17 protein-coding genes are annotated in these 14346 nt (G+C 38.7%); 8 read left to right on the top strand and 9 right to left on the bottom strand.

The annotated features are described in order from the left end of the window. Positions 1–80 precede the first annotated feature (80 nt). A complete protein-coding gene (locus tag M2R48_RS18635) occupies positions 81–1325 on the bottom strand; it encodes a YihY family inner membrane protein (protein WP_244014156.1) in 1245 nt (414 codons plus the stop codon). A gap of 120 nt (positions 1326–1445) precedes the next feature. Here M2R48_RS18635 and wrbA point away from each other — a divergent pair, with 120 nt between their 5' ends. After that, positions 1446–2039, top strand: coding sequence for an NAD(P)H:quinone oxidoreductase (wrbA, locus tag M2R48_RS18630; protein WP_096735197.1), 594 nt, complete (start codon positions 1446–1448; stop codon positions 2037–2039). 109 nt (positions 2040–2148) lie between these two features. On the opposite strand, the gene M2R48_RS18625 is transcribed toward wrbA, so the two are convergent. The 5 genes from M2R48_RS18625 to M2R48_RS18605 all read right to left on the bottom strand — a co-directional run bounded on the left by M2R48_RS18625 (position 2149) and on the right by M2R48_RS18605 (position 5965). After that, positions 2149–2511: a hypothetical protein gene (locus M2R48_RS18625; RefSeq protein ID WP_004725792.1), complete on the bottom strand. Its 363-nt coding sequence runs from the start codon at positions 2509–2511 to the stop codon at positions 2149–2151. 223 nt (positions 2512–2734) lie between these two features. Further along, positions 2735–3595, bottom strand: a complete 861-nt coding sequence (locus M2R48_RS18620) for an acyl-CoA thioesterase (protein ID WP_262087104.1) — start codon at positions 3593–3595, stop codon at positions 2735–2737. A 152-nt stretch (positions 3596–3747) separates the two neighbouring features. Then, positions 3748–4323: a xanthine phosphoribosyltransferase gene (locus M2R48_RS18615; protein WP_004725796.1), complete on the bottom strand. Its 576-nt coding sequence runs from the start codon at positions 4321–4323 to the stop codon at positions 3748–3750. A gap of 103 nt (positions 4324–4426) precedes the next feature. Next, complete coding sequence (locus tag M2R48_RS18610; RefSeq protein ID WP_262087534.1) at positions 4427–5131, bottom strand: DUF3108 domain-containing protein; 705 nt, start codon at positions 5129–5131, stop codon at positions 4427–4429. Positions 5132–5284: 153 nt separating this feature from the next. After that, on the bottom strand, positions 5285–5965 hold the full coding sequence (locus M2R48_RS18605; RefSeq protein WP_209827969.1) for a hypothetical protein: 681 nt from the start codon (positions 5963–5965) through the stop codon (positions 5285–5287). Between the two features lie 232 nt (positions 5966–6197). Here M2R48_RS18605 and M2R48_RS18600 point away from each other — a divergent pair, with 232 nt between their 5' ends. Beyond that, positions 6198–7079, top strand: a complete 882-nt coding sequence (locus tag M2R48_RS18600; RefSeq protein WP_004725801.1) for an energy transducer TonB — start codon at positions 6198–6200, stop codon at positions 7077–7079. A gap of 87 nt (positions 7080–7166) precedes the next feature. On the opposite strand, the gene M2R48_RS18595 is transcribed toward M2R48_RS18600, so the two are convergent. From M2R48_RS18595 to radC, 3 genes are all read right to left on the bottom strand, one after another. Next, positions 7167–7451, bottom strand: a complete 285-nt coding sequence (locus M2R48_RS18595) for an antibiotic biosynthesis monooxygenase family protein (RefSeq protein WP_056512243.1) — start codon at positions 7449–7451, stop codon at positions 7167–7169. A 65-nt stretch (positions 7452–7516) separates the two neighbouring features. Beyond that, the gene (locus M2R48_RS18590) at positions 7517–8428 is read right to left on the bottom strand and encodes a bestrophin family protein (protein ID WP_004725806.1); all 912 of its coding nucleotides are present in this window, start codon (positions 8426–8428) and stop codon (positions 7517–7519) included. 37 nt (positions 8429–8465) lie between these two features. Continuing rightward, on the bottom strand, positions 8466–9188 hold the full coding sequence (gene radC, locus M2R48_RS18585) for a RadC family protein (RefSeq protein ID WP_004725808.1): 723 nt from the start codon (positions 9186–9188) through the stop codon (positions 8466–8468). A 114-nt stretch (positions 9189–9302) separates the two neighbouring features. Between radC and coaBC the strand changes: the two genes are divergently transcribed. From coaBC to M2R48_RS18555, 6 genes are all read left to right on the top strand, one after another. Next, positions 9303–10568, top strand: coding sequence for a bifunctional phosphopantothenoylcysteine decarboxylase/phosphopantothenate--cysteine ligase CoaBC (coaBC, locus tag M2R48_RS18580; RefSeq protein WP_262087102.1), 1266 nt, complete (start codon positions 9303–9305; stop codon positions 10566–10568). Between the two features lie 162 nt (positions 10569–10730). Continuing rightward, the gene (locus tag M2R48_RS18575) at positions 10731–11105 is read left to right on the top strand and encodes a cytochrome b562 (RefSeq protein ID WP_004725812.1); all 375 of its coding nucleotides are present in this window, start codon (positions 10731–10733) and stop codon (positions 11103–11105) included. Positions 11106–11614: 509 nt separating this feature from the next. Then, positions 11615–12454 carry a methylated-DNA--[protein]-cysteine S-methyltransferase gene (locus M2R48_RS18570; RefSeq protein ID WP_262087100.1) on the top strand — a complete coding sequence of 280 codons (840 nt, stop codon included), beginning with the start codon at positions 11615–11617 and terminating at the stop codon, positions 12452–12454. Further along, entirely contained in the window at positions 12441–13178 is a 738-nt protein-coding gene (locus M2R48_RS18565; RefSeq protein WP_262087099.1) for a 2OG-Fe(II) oxygenase, read from the top strand. Before M2R48_RS18570 ends, M2R48_RS18565 begins: the two co-directional genes overlap by 14 nt. Before the next feature lie 3 nt (positions 13179–13181). Beyond that, positions 13182–13427 carry an Ada metal-binding domain-containing protein gene (locus tag M2R48_RS18560; protein ID WP_056512381.1) on the top strand — a complete coding sequence of 82 codons (246 nt, stop codon included), beginning with the start codon at positions 13182–13184 and terminating at the stop codon, positions 13425–13427. Beyond that, complete coding sequence (locus M2R48_RS18555) at positions 13414–14025, top strand: alpha-ketoglutarate-dependent dioxygenase AlkB family protein (RefSeq protein ID WP_244014144.1); 612 nt, start codon at positions 13414–13416, stop codon at positions 14023–14025. The genes M2R48_RS18560 and M2R48_RS18555 overlap by 14 nt, the downstream gene beginning before the upstream one ends. Positions 14026–14346: the final 321 nt, after the last annotated feature.

Below are 14346 nucleotides of genomic sequence, written 5' to 3'. Positions count from 1 at the left end.
TTCATCGAAAAAGGAATATCACTTCCCTTTCCAATGAGCACTGCTTGGAAAGGGAAGTTGTTTATCTATCTTGGTTAAAATTACTTATCATCCAAAATGGTCGAAAGCGGAATTGATAACTTGGCTGCCAAATATTCATCGGATTCGATTAAGGTTGGACCGATATGCTTCATCCATACATCATCATCATGGACATGTTCAACATCATGACGACGAGGGAGGGTATAAGGCAATGATGTATAGAATGACCAGAAATCAATTTCATCTAAATTTCTGACCAGCACATATTCATTATTGTCAGTACATTTAACCAAATTCTGTTTTTCTAGAAGTTGGATATAAACTGGCCAGCGTCCAATTTCACCACGACCTAAAATATTTAATGCTTCTGCATCAGTCACCACTTCACCCGTTTTCTGTTTTTTATAAAATAATTCCAGAATATCGAGCATCATCAACACAGGATGGCGGGTTTGGATTTTACCTGTATGAAATGCGGTAAGGGCATAGCTGATTTCCACACCCAATAAGACGATATTCCACGATAAAAAGATCCATAATAGGAAAATTGGTACAGCAGCAAAAGCACCATAAACAAGGGTATAGCTGGTGAAATTTGCCATAACAAAACCAAATAGGTTTTTAAGTAGCTCAAATGCAATCGCACCAAAAAGACCTGCAATCGCGGCCGCTCGAACAGGAATACTGCGATTTGGAATCGTCCAATATAAAATGAAAAAGCCTAAAGTGGTCAGTGCAAACGAAATGACCCCAAGTAACGCTGTACCATCAACTTCATAACCAGCAAAGTTATTACTTAAAACATTCATAGAGGCCAATGTTGATGAAATGACAAAGGCACTCCCCAATAAAATCGGGCCTAAAGAAATAATGGTCCAATAACGCATAAAGCCAATGATGCCATTACGCGTTTCTTGAACACGCCAAATCCGATTAAAAACCGTTTCGATACTGGTAAGCATCAGTACTGTGGTAATGAATAAAAACAGCACACCAATAACAGTTAAATTACTTGAGTTCTCGGTAAAGACATTAAAAGCTTTATCAAAAGCAATGCTGGTTTTCGGCAAGAAATTACTATAAATCATCTGCTGGAGTTGCTGTCTAGCAGGCTCTAAGGCTTTGATTGATGAGATAATAACCAAGAAAACAGTCAACATTGGAACAACAGCAAATAATGTCGTATAGGTTAGCGATCCCGCTTGTTCACGACAACGATCTGCTTCAAAACGACCAAGTACAAAAAGAATGAATTGAAACCAAGTTTTTTCATAGAAGGGTAGTTTTTTAAGTAATTCAAGCATATATATCTTTGATCTCAATTATTTTTCGGCATATCTTGCATTTTCATTGTCTAGCTTACCCAAAAAAGCAGAAAAATACCGTATAGTTTTATTTTCTTATGTTGAAATCAAGAAATCTCTATGCAAGCTTATGTTCTCGTACTCTATTACAGTAAATATGGATCTACCAAAGAGATGGCACACTTGATTGCCAACGGGGTAGAAGCAGCGGGTGTCGCAGTAAAAATTCGAACTGTGCCGAATCTTTCCACTGTCGTGAAAGAAGCGGAAGCCAGTATTCCAGAACATGGCGATATTTATTGTACATTGGATGATTTACAAAATTGTGCAGGATTGGCTTTAGGTTCACCAACACGTTTTGGCAATATGGCATCTGAAATGAAATACTTTTGGGATCAAACCACTAGCCTTTGGTTAAATGGTGCATTACACGATAAACCTGCTTGTGTATTTACCGCGTCAGGGTCAATGCATGGTGGACAGGAAAGTACATTATTAACGATGTTACCGCCATTGTTCCATCATGGCATGATGATCATGGGGCTGACCAATGCCAATCCAGCCTTATCCAATACCAAATCAGGCGGTACGCCGTATGGCGTCAGTCATGTCAGTGGACCACGTCATGACCAAAACTTAAGTTCTGATGAAAAAGCTTTATGTGCAGAACAGGGCAAACGTCTAGGTGAAATGGTTAAAAAGTTAAACCCATAATTTTTGATGCTCTTGTGAGATCTAGATAATAATTCAAAGACTTCTCTTTTTGCTCGTTTCTAATCGATTAAAAGAGAAGTTCTTTATCATATTGATATTTTATATTTTGTTATTTTAGATTAAAGCGATGATTACATTTTTTACATTGGTAATCAAAAAAGATATTTTGGTCAACAATCACACCTGCTCGTTTACCAAAGCGATTTCCTAGAAATCCACCTGTAATTCCAACACTGATTGCGCCTACGAAGGTTCCTACAGTTCCACCAACAATAACGCCTAAAGGACCTGCAACCGTTCCGATAGCCGCACCAATAGAAGCACCAGAGGCAGCGCCACCTACAGTTCCTGCTGCTGCACCCGCAGAAGTCAATAATACACTGCCTGCTTTGCCTAAAAGTTGTTCATGATCACGGCGTTCTAAGTCTGTAGCGCCACACTTTGGGCACTTTACTGTTTGTTCATCAGTCATTGATTTTTACTCACTCAACAAAGTCCATTTGTCTTCGTTAAGTTATGGTTAAGCGTTATATTCACGTTCACTACTGGCATTTTTGTCATGCTTATCGCTATCGTTACAATCATGTCAGGGATATGACATGATTTTGATTGTAACTGAATACCGTGACCAGTCTTTATATTTTGTGTGAATGTAATCGCTAGAATGATTGACACAAGCTTATAGAAACATCTTGTTATTGCTTCAGCCGCATTAAACTCTCCTGATTAACGCTACACACCAATCGACCATCTTGCCACATCCGGCCGAAATTAAGCCCTCTGGATTGGCTAGATACTGTGGCATTCATATCATAAAGTAGCCACTCATCTACTCTAAAATCTGTATGAAAATAAATGCTATGGTCTAAACTTGCACTACGTACACCGCCGTTCGCATAGCTGACACCATGCGGTCTAAGTGAAACCGTCAGCAGGTTATAGTCAGAATAATATGCAGCAATGGCTTGGTGCATCATGGGTGTATCTTGTTGAGTGGGAATAGTTTCAAAGGTTTGAAAATATTCAGCATAATTTGTGTCTAATTTTATCGGTTTAAATGGATTGAATGGCTGTACAGGATGGATGTTGATAAAAAATTGACGCATAAATATTGCGCGTGCAGGTTCAGGAACATCCTCATAAATCATTTGTTTAAGTTGTTGTTCTGGGATCAGTTCATCTGGCGAAGGGTAGAGAGGCGGTTCAATCTGATTTTCTAAACCCTCTTCAATATTGGCAAATGAAACCATGGCCGAAAATATAATATGGCCGTTTTGCCAAGCATGAACTTGGCGAGTCGAAAAACTTTTGCCATCTCTTAAATTTTCAACTTTATATAAAATCGGAATATCTGTGCGACCACTGCGAATAAAATAAGCATGTAATGAATGTGCTGGTCGAGTGGTGGTTTTTGATGCGGCAATCAATGCTTGTGCCACCAATTGCCCACCCACAAGGTGTGATCCAAATAAACGTGTGTTTTGCCCTTGAAATAGACCATCATCCAATTGTTGTACGTCGAGTAGATCAACTAATTTTTGAGTGATTGATCTCATTTATTATTTACCTGAGTTATCTCTTTATTTACACAATATAGCTGAGGGCTTGATCAAAATAAAAGGCAAAACAAAGACGCTACTGATCAAAAAGCATAAAAAAGAGCACCTAAGGCACTCTTTTTAATGGAAATTTTTGAAGTAAGACCAGCTTATTCTTCTACAAAGCTTACCGTACCGTTTGCTAAAGATTCAACACGTGCCAATGATTCAACACGGTAGCCTTTATCTAATAACAATTGACGGCCTGGTTGGAAAGATTTTTCAATCACAATCCCAATACCCACAACTTCTGCATCCGCTTGATGAATCAAGTCAGCAAGACCTAAAGCGGCTTGACCATTCGCTAAGAAATCATCAATAACCAAAGCTTTATCGCCTTTGCTAATATGTTTCTTAGAAATCGCAATGGTGCTTTCAATTTGCTTGGTAAAAGAGAATACTTTTGAACGATATAAATCATCTTTAAGGGTTAAAGACTGATATTTACGTGCAAAAATAACGGGTACACCAAGTTCCAAACCAGCCATCACAGCAGGCGCAATGCCTGATGCTTCAATTGTGATGATTTTGGTAATGCCGGCATCTTTAAAAAGACGAGCAAACTCTTGACCGATGAGCTGCATCATCACAGGGTCAATTTGGTGATTTAAGAAAGAATCGACTTTCAGAACTTGATCAGATAGAACGATACCTTCAGCTAAGATTTTCTGTTCTAGTGCGTGCACAGGGAGAATCCTCTAGAGGCAAGGTGCTTTTTAAAGCAAAGGCGTATTTTAAAAAGCACTAAAAAAAATGCAAGCTGAAATTGATCAAAAGGTGAAAAATGTCTTACTTTTTGTAACTGGTCAAGGTTAGGTTATAAGATGTTTTACCATCAACATGTGACATTTTCACGGGTAAATAGTCTAATTGAGGCGCTAACCAGAAAATTGAACTCTTTTCACCATTGTCATGGGTGAGTACAACTTTGACCGTGTTATAGGTTCCCGCAGGGGTTTTAATTGACTCTGTGCCTTGTTTAACAAAGCGACGCGCATCTAAACCTTTTGCATCTGCAATCAAATAACTTGATTTTAGACCGGCACCTTTTAAGTCTTCACGTACTTGTAATTCAGCATTTAACTCATCTAAAGCACCTGATTTCCATGGGAAAGAACGTGCCTGATCTTTTTTCTTGGTGTTAATGGTTTTGCTGTTTGGATTAAAGTTAATGGTCATGGTGTCATTATGTACCAACACTTTACTGGTACGACTAAAACTACTTGAGTTAATTTGACCATTGGTAAAGCTAAAACGGCTTGTTTCACTTGCAGAAGCAATTGCTGCTGCTTTTGCTGCAAATACATAGGTCCAGTTATTGCCACTTTGACTCAATGTACGGGTCGCAGTACCTAAGTTTTTACCATTATAGGCAAACTGGTAGCTTGCTTGGAACGGACTCATGGCAAGAGCATTGCTTGAAAATCCAACCAATAACATTGCAGTTGAAACACCAGTTGCGATACTTAATGTTTTAAATAACGTTTTTGCCATCATTAAATGTCCTATGCATTTAAAAGTATTTTTGGATATGACACCTATTATGCGGTGTAATTAAAGAGAAAATATTCACTTTATTGCTAATCCTGTGAATTTATGTATACATTTTGATTGCGATAACTTGAAATCTAATCTGCAATTTGAGACTTAATTCTTTTGCTCAATTGGTGTAACTTCAGTTTCAAGATAATCATCTTCGTCCCAGTCTGGGTCTTTATCTTCTCTAAATTTACTCAATAAAGCGGTTAGGTTTACATTACCAATCACCACCAACTCAGTTTCACGTAATTCTGCATGGTTCACATGGACTTTGTTTAAAGTGTCCATAATAGAACGATTTTTTCCTAACCAACGATTCAGGTCTAAATGAAGTAATTCATCTTTTACGGTAATGACATTAAATTTTTCTAGGATCATCCCCAAAGGATCTTTTTTCAGTACTTTTTGATAGAAGAATAAAGCAGTATTTACGCCCATCTTATACCAAACACTGGGATAGCTGGCTTCGATCACTTGGGTGTTACTGATTTGTTCAAAAACAATCAACTGCATATCTTTGTTGAGTTCCATTTGAACTAACTTAAGATCCACCGAAAGAACCAAATGCATGCCTTTTACATTGAGTGTGGCATAAAGTTTTAACCAATCATCATGCAGGTCGGCATGTAAATCTTCTAAAATTTTGACGTTGTCGGTGACAAAACGTTTAAAGGTCGCATTTAAAAATACTTGTGATACTGGAAACTCGCGTTCTTCTTCTATAAAACCTTCTGCTTTTTGGTATACTTGTCGAATACGTTTAACAATGTTAGAAAGTAGCGTCGGCATAAGTATTGTCCCAAATCATCATCATTTTTTAAGGCGATAAACTTGTCGATTATTAAAAAAATACAAGTCTAACGATTGCAGTTTAACAAAAAACATTGCACCATTTTGAGTGTTTTAAAATTACGTTTTTACTTTTACTAAATAAGTCACAAAGTTTGTGAATAATGTAAAGTTAAACTTATTTTAATAAATTTTAAATTTGGCGATTGGGGAATTTTGTCGGATTAATGTCATGATAAAAAAATTATTTGCCAATACACAGCATTCTGAGTACTGGTGGCAAGACGCATTATTTGTTGGAGCTGTTTCTGCAGCTGTCATTGCACATGTACTTTTTTTATCTGTTCAATTTGGAATGCCACAAGAAAATAATACCAGCACAAAAGAAATCGCAATCAGTATTCGCCCAAGTGAAGATGAAATTAAAGATGCAGACTTTTTAGCGCAAGCAAATCAGCAAGGTTCTGGAACATTCCGTAAAGAGCATCGTATTTCAAGTGATATGCCCGCGCAAGCAGAAGACAAGAGTGCGGGTGATCAGCAACTCGAAGCTTTAGAGCAAATACAGCAAAAACGAGAATTGAAATTCGAAGAAAAAGTATTAATGACGGTTCTTAGCTGGCAAAAGCAGGCGGAACAAAACGATCGTAAAAAGGCCATGGAAGAGTTGCAGAGCCAGATGCAGGCTAAAACGGCAATGGTGGCGAGTTTAGAAGCTCAATATTTACAGAAACAACAAAATTTTAGTAAACAACAAAAAATTAAAACCTTAGATGGTATTCAAGCCAAACAAGATGCATCTGCTGGATATTTAGATAAATTTCGCGAAAAAGTTGAGATGTATGGAAACCGATATTACCCAGATCTTGCCAAACAGCAGCGTCTTTCGGGTGAGGTCCGTTTAATGGTCATTCTCAATAATGAGGGTGGGATTCGTGCTATACGATTGATTGAAAGCTCAGGTCATTCAATCCTCGATGAAGCTGCCAAAAACTCAGTGCGTAAAGGTGCACCTTTTGGACGTTTTGATTCAAAAATGAAAGATATTTCTGAACTGCGGATCGTGCGTACTTGGCGTTTTGATCCAGCTGAATCTGAATTTGAAGTGCGCTAGAAACTGAACAAGATGTAATGGGATTATCTTGATTCTATTTTTTAGTATCTACATTCCTAAATAGACCGATTTTTAAGTGATCTAGAGTTAATAGCTTTTTTGAATTTGGCAAATCTCAACACTAAATTTTTTATACCACTGTTGTTTACCAATTCGTTGAGCTGCTTGATGTTCTGCATCTTTATGCCAAGCCTGGATATCTTCAAGTGTATTCCAATAAGAAAGCGCAACTTCAAAATCATTTTCACAAAGAGACTCAAATTTTTGGCAGTTAAACTGGCTCAATGCTTTCTCTCGTAAAAGTTGTGCAGTTTGAAAATACTGTTGATCAAGCGTATTGATCTGTGCCTTAAAGATAACCACATATTTCATTTTCAGTGCTCGGCCTTTACTTTAACTTCTCTTTAAAAAGGGCAATAAAATCAGAAACTGATGTATTAAAGTAAATTGTGATCATGGGCTTGAATCGGTGGAGGAGTCGGTTTCCCTAGAGTTCCCAATAATTCAATTTCAATCATTCTTACCATTGAATCTAAAGGTAAATCATTACTTTGCGTACCAAAAGGTTCTTCTATCTCGGTACTTAAAGCATCTAGCCCCAGAAAAGTATAGGCTAAAATACCCACCAGCAAAGGTGTTGCTAAACCCAGTAATGAACCTAAGCTAAAGGGCAGCATAAAGCAGAAAAAATAGACTGTACGATTTAATAAAACTGAATAAGCAAAAGGCAAAGGTGTGGTTGCAATACGGTCACAACCGGTTTGTACCAAACTGAGCTCATTTACATGTTCGTTTAATTGGGTATAGATAATGTCGGAAATTTCGCCTTCTTTGAGCGCTTGCATCAATTCCCATTGGATCAAACTCAGCGTGTATTGCGGCGCATTGGTTTGTTGATACAACTGTGTCAGTGCCTGTTGACTCATACCACTGGTTTCCACCAGCGCATCTGGATTTGCTGTTTGATGCCTCAGACGATCTCTTAATAAGTTTGCAAATACAATCACATGTTGAATGATCCGTTCACGACGCCCTTGAGGGAATATACGACAATCACGGTCAAAGTGACGTGCATTGGCGATCAGCATTCCCCAAAGTTTACGCGCTTCCCACCAACGGTCATAACAGGCGGTATTTTTAAAGCCTAGAAAAATAGAAAGCACCACACCAATCAGGGTAAAGCCAACCAAGGGTAATTCAGGAAAACGATATAAATTGGTATACTCAATGCCACCCACAATTGCAGAAATCAGCATCACAAAACCAAGCGGTGGCAGCACTTTGGGTAAAATCGTACCACGCCAAGAGAGTAATATTTTAAGGGTATCGTTTTGATCGCGGACAATCATACTTTTAAATCTATATTTTTTAGTGATCTTCACCGCTTCAAAGGTGCTTGTCAATCACATTTGTAGGGAAAGTTTTGGGTTTGATGAGTCCGTGTTCAGCAAAGGAGTAGCTTTGCTCAGCAGCAATGATCATATGATCCAATAATTCTATTTCAAGCAGTTGACAGGCTTTTAATATTTCTTGAGTTAAATCGTAATCTTCACGTGAAGGTTTGGCAAAACCTTTAGGGTGATTATGGGCAATAACGATAAAAGTCGCATGTTTTTGTATGACATATCGTAATAATTGATTGATGGAAATATTGCAGTAATTGATTGAACCATAGAATAGTTTTTTAAAACTCAATTTACGTAACTGGCTGTCTAAACAGAGTACAGCAAAGACTTCTTGAGATTCTCCGATCAATTCATAACGTAAATAATCTCGGATTAAATCAGAACGACTCAAGTCTAAACCTTGGTTTAGTTGATGTTTCAAGTAACGCCGTCCCAATTCTTTCACCGCCATCAGTTGTGAATACTTGCTTTCGCCAATGCCATGAAACTGTTTTAAATCATCTAAAGACGAATCAAATACAGCATTTAAATGACCAAAATGTTGAATGAGTAAGCGCGCTAATTCAACAGCAGAGTGTTGTTTTGAGCCTGAACGTAGAAAAATCGCAAGTAATTCTGCATCAGATAAGCTGTGTGCCCCTTGTAAGAGTAATCTTTCACGTGGACGTTCTTGTTCAGGCCATTGTTTGATTGAATGATTCATTATTTTTCACATTTTAAAATTATTTTACTTCTGATTTTTCTCCCTTGAATGACTTGGGAGATAGACTATTTAATGATATTGTGAGCGCCACTGCAACTGAAAGGTAGCCTGATAGTGAGTTTTGATCTCAGTGTATTTTCTAATAAAAATATTATCCTCGCTGTAACAGGCGGTATTGCCGCCTATAAAAGTGCAATCCTGGTACGCCGTTTAAAGGATTACGGCTTTAATGTACGCGTGGTAATGACCAAAGGTGCACAGGCATTTATTACCCCTTTAACTTTTCAGGCCTTATCAGGCAATCCAGTTCATACCGAATTATTAGACCCTGAAGCAGAAGCGGGAATGGGGCATATTGAATTGGCGCGTTGGGCTGATTTAATTTTAGTTGCACCTGCAAGTTGTGACACCATTGCAAAGTTTGGCGCGGGTTTGGCTGATGACTTGCTCAGTACCTTGTATTTGGCAACCAAAGCACCTGTTTGGGTTGCGCCTGCAATGAATCAGCAAATGTGGGCAGCTAAGCCGACACAACGTAATCTAAATACCTTAGTTGAAGATGGCGTACATGTGATTATGCCTGAAGCGGGTTCACAAGCTTGTGGTGATGTCGGTTTAGGACGTATGCCTGAACCTGAAGATTTAGCTGAACAAGTTAAAAACTACTTCCATCAAGCACAACGTGCGATTGCTGAGAAGTTTGGCTTGCTTGCTGGAAAACGTGTAGTGATTACTGCGGGACCAACACGTGAAGCGATTGATCCTGTACGTTATATTTCCAATCACAGTACAGGGAAAATGGGCTTTGCCATTGCAGCAGCCTGCTATTCAGCAGGGGCAAAAGTGACGTTACTGGCTGGTCCAGTCAGTTTAGATACCCCGAATGGTGTGCGTCGTATCAATGTTTCTTCTGCGATAAAAATGCTTGATGAAAGCATGCACCAGCTTGAGGAAGGCTGTGACGTGTTTATTGCAACTGCGGCTGTCGCTGACTATCGTGTGGCAGAAGTTGCGGAACATAAGATCAAGAAAGCAGGTGATGAGCTGAATGTTTCGTTGGTAAAAAACCCCGATATTGTGGCGACCATTGCGCAACAGTCAAAGCGCCCATTTATGGTGGGTTTTGCGGCTGAAACTCGTAATGTAGAGGAATATGCAGCAGGAAAACTGGTTGCCAAAAAACTCGATATGATTGCCTGCAATGATGTCTCGCGTGCTGATATTGGTTTTGCTTCTGATCAAAATGCGATGACCGTGTTTTTTGCAGAACAGTACCAGATGGAAAAGCGTGATTTAGAAAAAGCCTCGAAACAAGAGATTGCACAACAATTGGTTGAAGCGATCCACGATGCCTTACATCATGAGATTGAACCAATTTAAGTCTTTTTCTGATTATTTCTGAATATAAAAATGCAACGAATTCGTTGCATTTTTATTTGCTATTTTTTGTGCTTTTAAACTATGTTTAATCTTGGAAATGGACAATAGCCACAATGGGCTTTTTTACACCCAACAATAGCCACAGTTTTAAGGAAGATCATAATGATCAAAAAAACTTTAGCCACCGTCATGATGATTTCTGCTTTAGGTTTCAGCTCAATGACTTTTGCTGCGACGCTACAACAAAATATGCAGGCATTAGGTAAAAACTATAAAGCATTTAATCAAACCAATAATGCCGCTGAAGCAAATAAAGCTTTAGATAATATGCGTGCTGCTGCAACGGACGCTAAAAAAGTCAAACTTAAAGGTCGTGGTGATGCCAGTGCTCCGACTTCGACTCAATTATATGATCAATTGATTGCGCAAATTGATAAGACTCAAGCGCTAGTCAAAGGCGGTCATTTAGATCATGCCAAAATGGAAGGCAAGAAAATTGCTGAAATACGTGATCAAGGGCATAAGATCTATCAATAGTCTTATTGCGCAAATATGCATTTAGACGATTTATAAATAAGGTCAAAATTATAAATCATATATTTATATACTTTCATTAACGTGATTCATATGGTTATAACGCTTGCAATGCCACACTTTACAATTAAAGTTTAAATAGCTTTGCGTAGGCGATGCCTCACTTTTCAGAGATGAAAAGGTGACAAAAATCTTCCGTTGGGCGAGGGGTACGTCCTGTACCCCCGCCCAACAGCGACATCCATGTCGCCACACGATAGATCGACCATGTACGATTCAATAATACAAAGAATCAGGTAAATTTATATAGATTGCGTATGGACTACTTGTTTTTTGACGAACGTAATTTCGAAGAATAGATTTATCCATTTAAAAGCCGTTAGTTTTAATGACTAACGGTTTTTTATTGTGGAGGTTTTTAACGATATTGAATCACTAAACTCAGCACGATTCGGATTTGCTCATTGCATAACAACTGTTAAGTTAGATGTAGAAAAGTGAGGAGAAATGCGATGCAACAGCACAATCAGTTTGAACGTATTGCAAAAGCCATTGAATACATTAAACACAATTTTAAAGCACAACCGAATTTAGATGAGGTGGCTGCGCATATTCATTTAAGCCCTGCACATTTTCAACGTTTATTTACAGAATGGGCTGGAACCAGTCCGAAGAAGTTCTTGCAATATATTAGTATTGAACATGCAAAAAACTTGTTAAAACAAGAGCATTCGGTATTTGATGCGACTTATGACACAGGACTATCGAGCACCAGTCGTTTGCATGATCTATTTATACAAATTGAAGGGATGACACCTGCTGAATACAAAAGTGGTGGGGAAAACTTAACCATCCACTACCAGTATGCTGAAACACGCTTTGGAATGGTTTTAGTGGCTTCAACAGCCAAAGGGATTTGCTTTATGTCTTTTGTGGAACAAGAGCAAGATGCCTATAGTGCACTCGTTGAAAAATTTCCTAAAGCAAGATTTTATCAGCAAGCAGATGCCTTACATGAACATGCTTTGGCCATTTTCTCATCTGAACAAAAACCATGGAGCCAAATTAAGCTGCATCTAAAAGGTACTGATTTTCAGCTTAAAGTTTGGGAAAGTTTGCTTAAAATCCCGATGGGGCAATTGGCGACCTATGCAGACCTTGCAGAACAGATTGGAAATCCAAAAGCTTCCCGTGCAGTCGGTACTGCGATTGGCAATAATCCAGTGGCTTTTTTAATTCCATGTCATCGTGTGATTCAAGCGACAGGTGTTTTAGGTGAATACCATTGGGGTAAAACACGTAAAGCTGCAATGATTGGCTGGGAAGGTGTACACGTACATGCCAGCGTTTAATTCACAACAAGCAACAGCGTTGCTCAATAAAATTGAGGGTTTAGATTGGGAGTCAATCCGTGCTCAGATGCATATGCAAGGCTACTCAATCCTTAAAGACTTTTTATCTGATGAATTGTGTGAATTGATCAAAAGTCATTACAACCATCAACAACTGTATCGAAAAACCGTCACTATGCAGCAACATCGTTTTGGATATGGCGAGTATAAATATTTTAATTATCCACTACCAAACTTGCTTCAACAGCTTCGAACTCAGTTTTATCCCTATCTGGTTCCTATCGCCAATGCTTGGTCTGATGCTTTAAAGTTGGATCGACAATATCCAGATTCACATCTTGAATTTTTACAACAATGCCAACAAGCGGGTCAAAATAAGGCCACTGTTTTGATTTTGCACTATCAGCAAGATGGGTTTAATACCTTACATCAAGATCTATATGGCGAGGTCTATTTTCCGATCCAAATGGTATTTGTTCTTAGTCAAGTCAATAGCGATTTTACCGGTGGTGAGTTGGTGTTGACTGAGCAAGTACCACGAGCACAGTCAAAAGCCATTGTTTTACAACCTGATCAAGGGGATGTGTTAATTTTTACCACGCAGTTTAGACCCAAGAAAAGCACTCATGGCTATTATCGAGTCAATATGAAGCATGCTGTCAGTCAGGTGCGTACAGGGGAGCGTTATACATTGGGGATTATTTTTCATGATGCTGTGAGTTAAATGATGATTAAGCATGATGACATTGAGCGTTTGGCGTTATATCGAAAAATCAGGAATGCTGAAATTTTATTTGCAGGCAATCAAAAGCTAAAAATTTATGGACGTTTAAACTGTGGTTCGGGCAAGCGTATGTTAAAAGCCAATCGGGTGTTCTTTAGTAGTGAAGCCGAAGCCTTGGCATTGCAATTCCGCCCGTGTGGACATTGTATGAAATCAGCCTATGTGAAATGGAAAAATGCAACAACTTGAGTTTCTAACCGATCCCCATGAGAATTTGCTTCCACAAGATGGAACAGTGAATTATTTCGGAAAAATCATGGATGAAGCCATCGCCAATGATTATTTTGAGCAATTGCTTACGCATATTGAATGGCAAAATGACCAAGCGATTATCTTTGGCAAAAAGATCATCACCAAACGGAAAGTGGCTTGGTATGGAGATCGTGCTTTTGAATACACTTATTCAAATAGCTCCAAATATGCCTTGCCATGGACTGAAGAATTACTCGAACTGAAACAACAGATTGAATTGATCACGGGGGAAACATTTAATTCTTGTTTGCTGAATCTTTACCATACCGGTGAAGAGGGTATGGCATGGCACAGTGATGGTGAAACAGATCTAAAAAAGAATGGTGCAATTGCGTCTTTAAGCCTAGGCGCGGTTCGAAAATTTGCCTTTAAACATAAAAATAGCCAAGAAAAGATTGAGGTTTTTCTCGAAAATGGCAGTTTGCTGGTCATGAAAGACACCACACAAACATATTGGTTGCACCGCTTAGCCCCAACAAAGAAAGTGCATACGGCTCGGATTAATCTAACCTTTAGAACAATCGATGAATCATGATTTTTCCTCACGGATAAGCCAAACCATTGCGGCAAAAATAAAGCCAGGGTCTGTTGACAATTCGTCTATGTTTGCGACTACGTGTGTTTTTTAGACGATACTAGGCACGAAATACGAAATTTAGTCATTCTAAATGAGTAGTTCGTAACGAAGTAGCGGCAAAAAACACACTAGTCCCGAAGGGTTGTGGCTAAAATTATCTCAGCCTACGTTATGAAACTCGAAAATAGTCTCGCTATTCTCCTCGTTTCCTGCCTTGCCTGCTCAATTTTAACCTACAACGCAAGCCATTTATGAAATGTTAACAGACCCTAGATTGAG

Origin of the sequence: Acinetobacter sp. I-MWF (genome assembly GCF_025433935.1) — a bacterium.
Lineage (GTDB): Bacteria > Pseudomonadota > Gammaproteobacteria > Pseudomonadales > Moraxellaceae > Acinetobacter > Acinetobacter guillouiae.
The sequence above is the reverse complement of the archived record's forward strand: the minus strand, read 5'-3'. Positions and strand labels throughout refer to the sequence as shown.

What these genes read in the sequence shown, in the direction of transcription:
- M2R48_RS18625 (WP_004725792.1), bottom strand. Translation starts at nt 2,511, where the DNA reads ATGACTGATGAACAAACAGTAAAGTGCCCAAAGTGTGGCGCTACAGAC.
- M2R48_RS18575 (WP_004725812.1), top strand. Translation starts at nt 10,731, where the DNA reads ATGATCAAAAAAACTTTAGCCACCGTCATGATGATTTCTGCTTTAGGT.
- M2R48_RS18555 (WP_244014144.1), top strand. Translation starts at nt 13,414, where the DNA reads ATGCAACAACTTGAGTTTCTAACCGATCCCCATGAGAATTTGCTTCCA.
- wrbA (WP_096735197.1), top strand. Translation starts at nt 1,446, where the DNA reads ATGCAAGCTTATGTTCTCGTACTCTATTACAGTAAATATGGATCTACC.
- M2R48_RS18590 (WP_004725806.1), bottom strand. Translation starts at nt 8,428, where the DNA reads ATGATTGTCCGCGATCAAAACGATACCCTTAAAATATTACTCTCTTGG.
- M2R48_RS18635 (WP_244014156.1), bottom strand. Translation starts at nt 1,325, where the DNA reads ATGCTTGAATTACTTAAAAAACTACCCTTCTATGAAAAAACTTGGTTT.
- M2R48_RS18600 (WP_004725801.1), top strand. Translation starts at nt 6,198, where the DNA reads ATGATAAAAAAATTATTTGCCAATACACAGCATTCTGAGTACTGGTGG.
- M2R48_RS18620 (WP_262087104.1), bottom strand. Translation starts at nt 3,595, where the DNA reads ATGAGATCAATCACTCAAAAATTAGTTGATCTACTCGACGTACAACAA.
- M2R48_RS18605 (WP_209827969.1), bottom strand. Translation starts at nt 5,965, where the DNA reads ATGCCGACGCTACTTTCTAACATTGTTAAACGTATTCGACAAGTATAC.
- radC (WP_004725808.1), bottom strand. Translation starts at nt 9,188, where the DNA reads ATGAATCATTCAATCAAACAATGGCCTGAACAAGAACGTCCACGTGAA.
- M2R48_RS18565 (WP_262087099.1), top strand. Translation starts at nt 12,441, where the DNA reads ATGCCAGCGTTTAATTCACAACAAGCAACAGCGTTGCTCAATAAAATT.
- M2R48_RS18595 (WP_056512243.1), bottom strand. Translation starts at nt 7,451, where the DNA reads ATGAAATATGTGGTTATCTTTAAGGCACAGATCAATACGCTTGATCAA.
- M2R48_RS18560 (WP_056512381.1), top strand. Translation starts at nt 13,182, where the DNA reads ATGATTAAGCATGATGACATTGAGCGTTTGGCGTTATATCGAAAAATC.
- M2R48_RS18570 (WP_262087100.1), top strand. Translation starts at nt 11,615, where the DNA reads ATGCAACAGCACAATCAGTTTGAACGTATTGCAAAAGCCATTGAATAC.
- M2R48_RS18610 (WP_262087534.1), bottom strand. Translation starts at nt 5,131, where the DNA reads ATGGCAAAAACGTTATTTAAAACATTAAGTATCGCAACTGGTGTTTCA.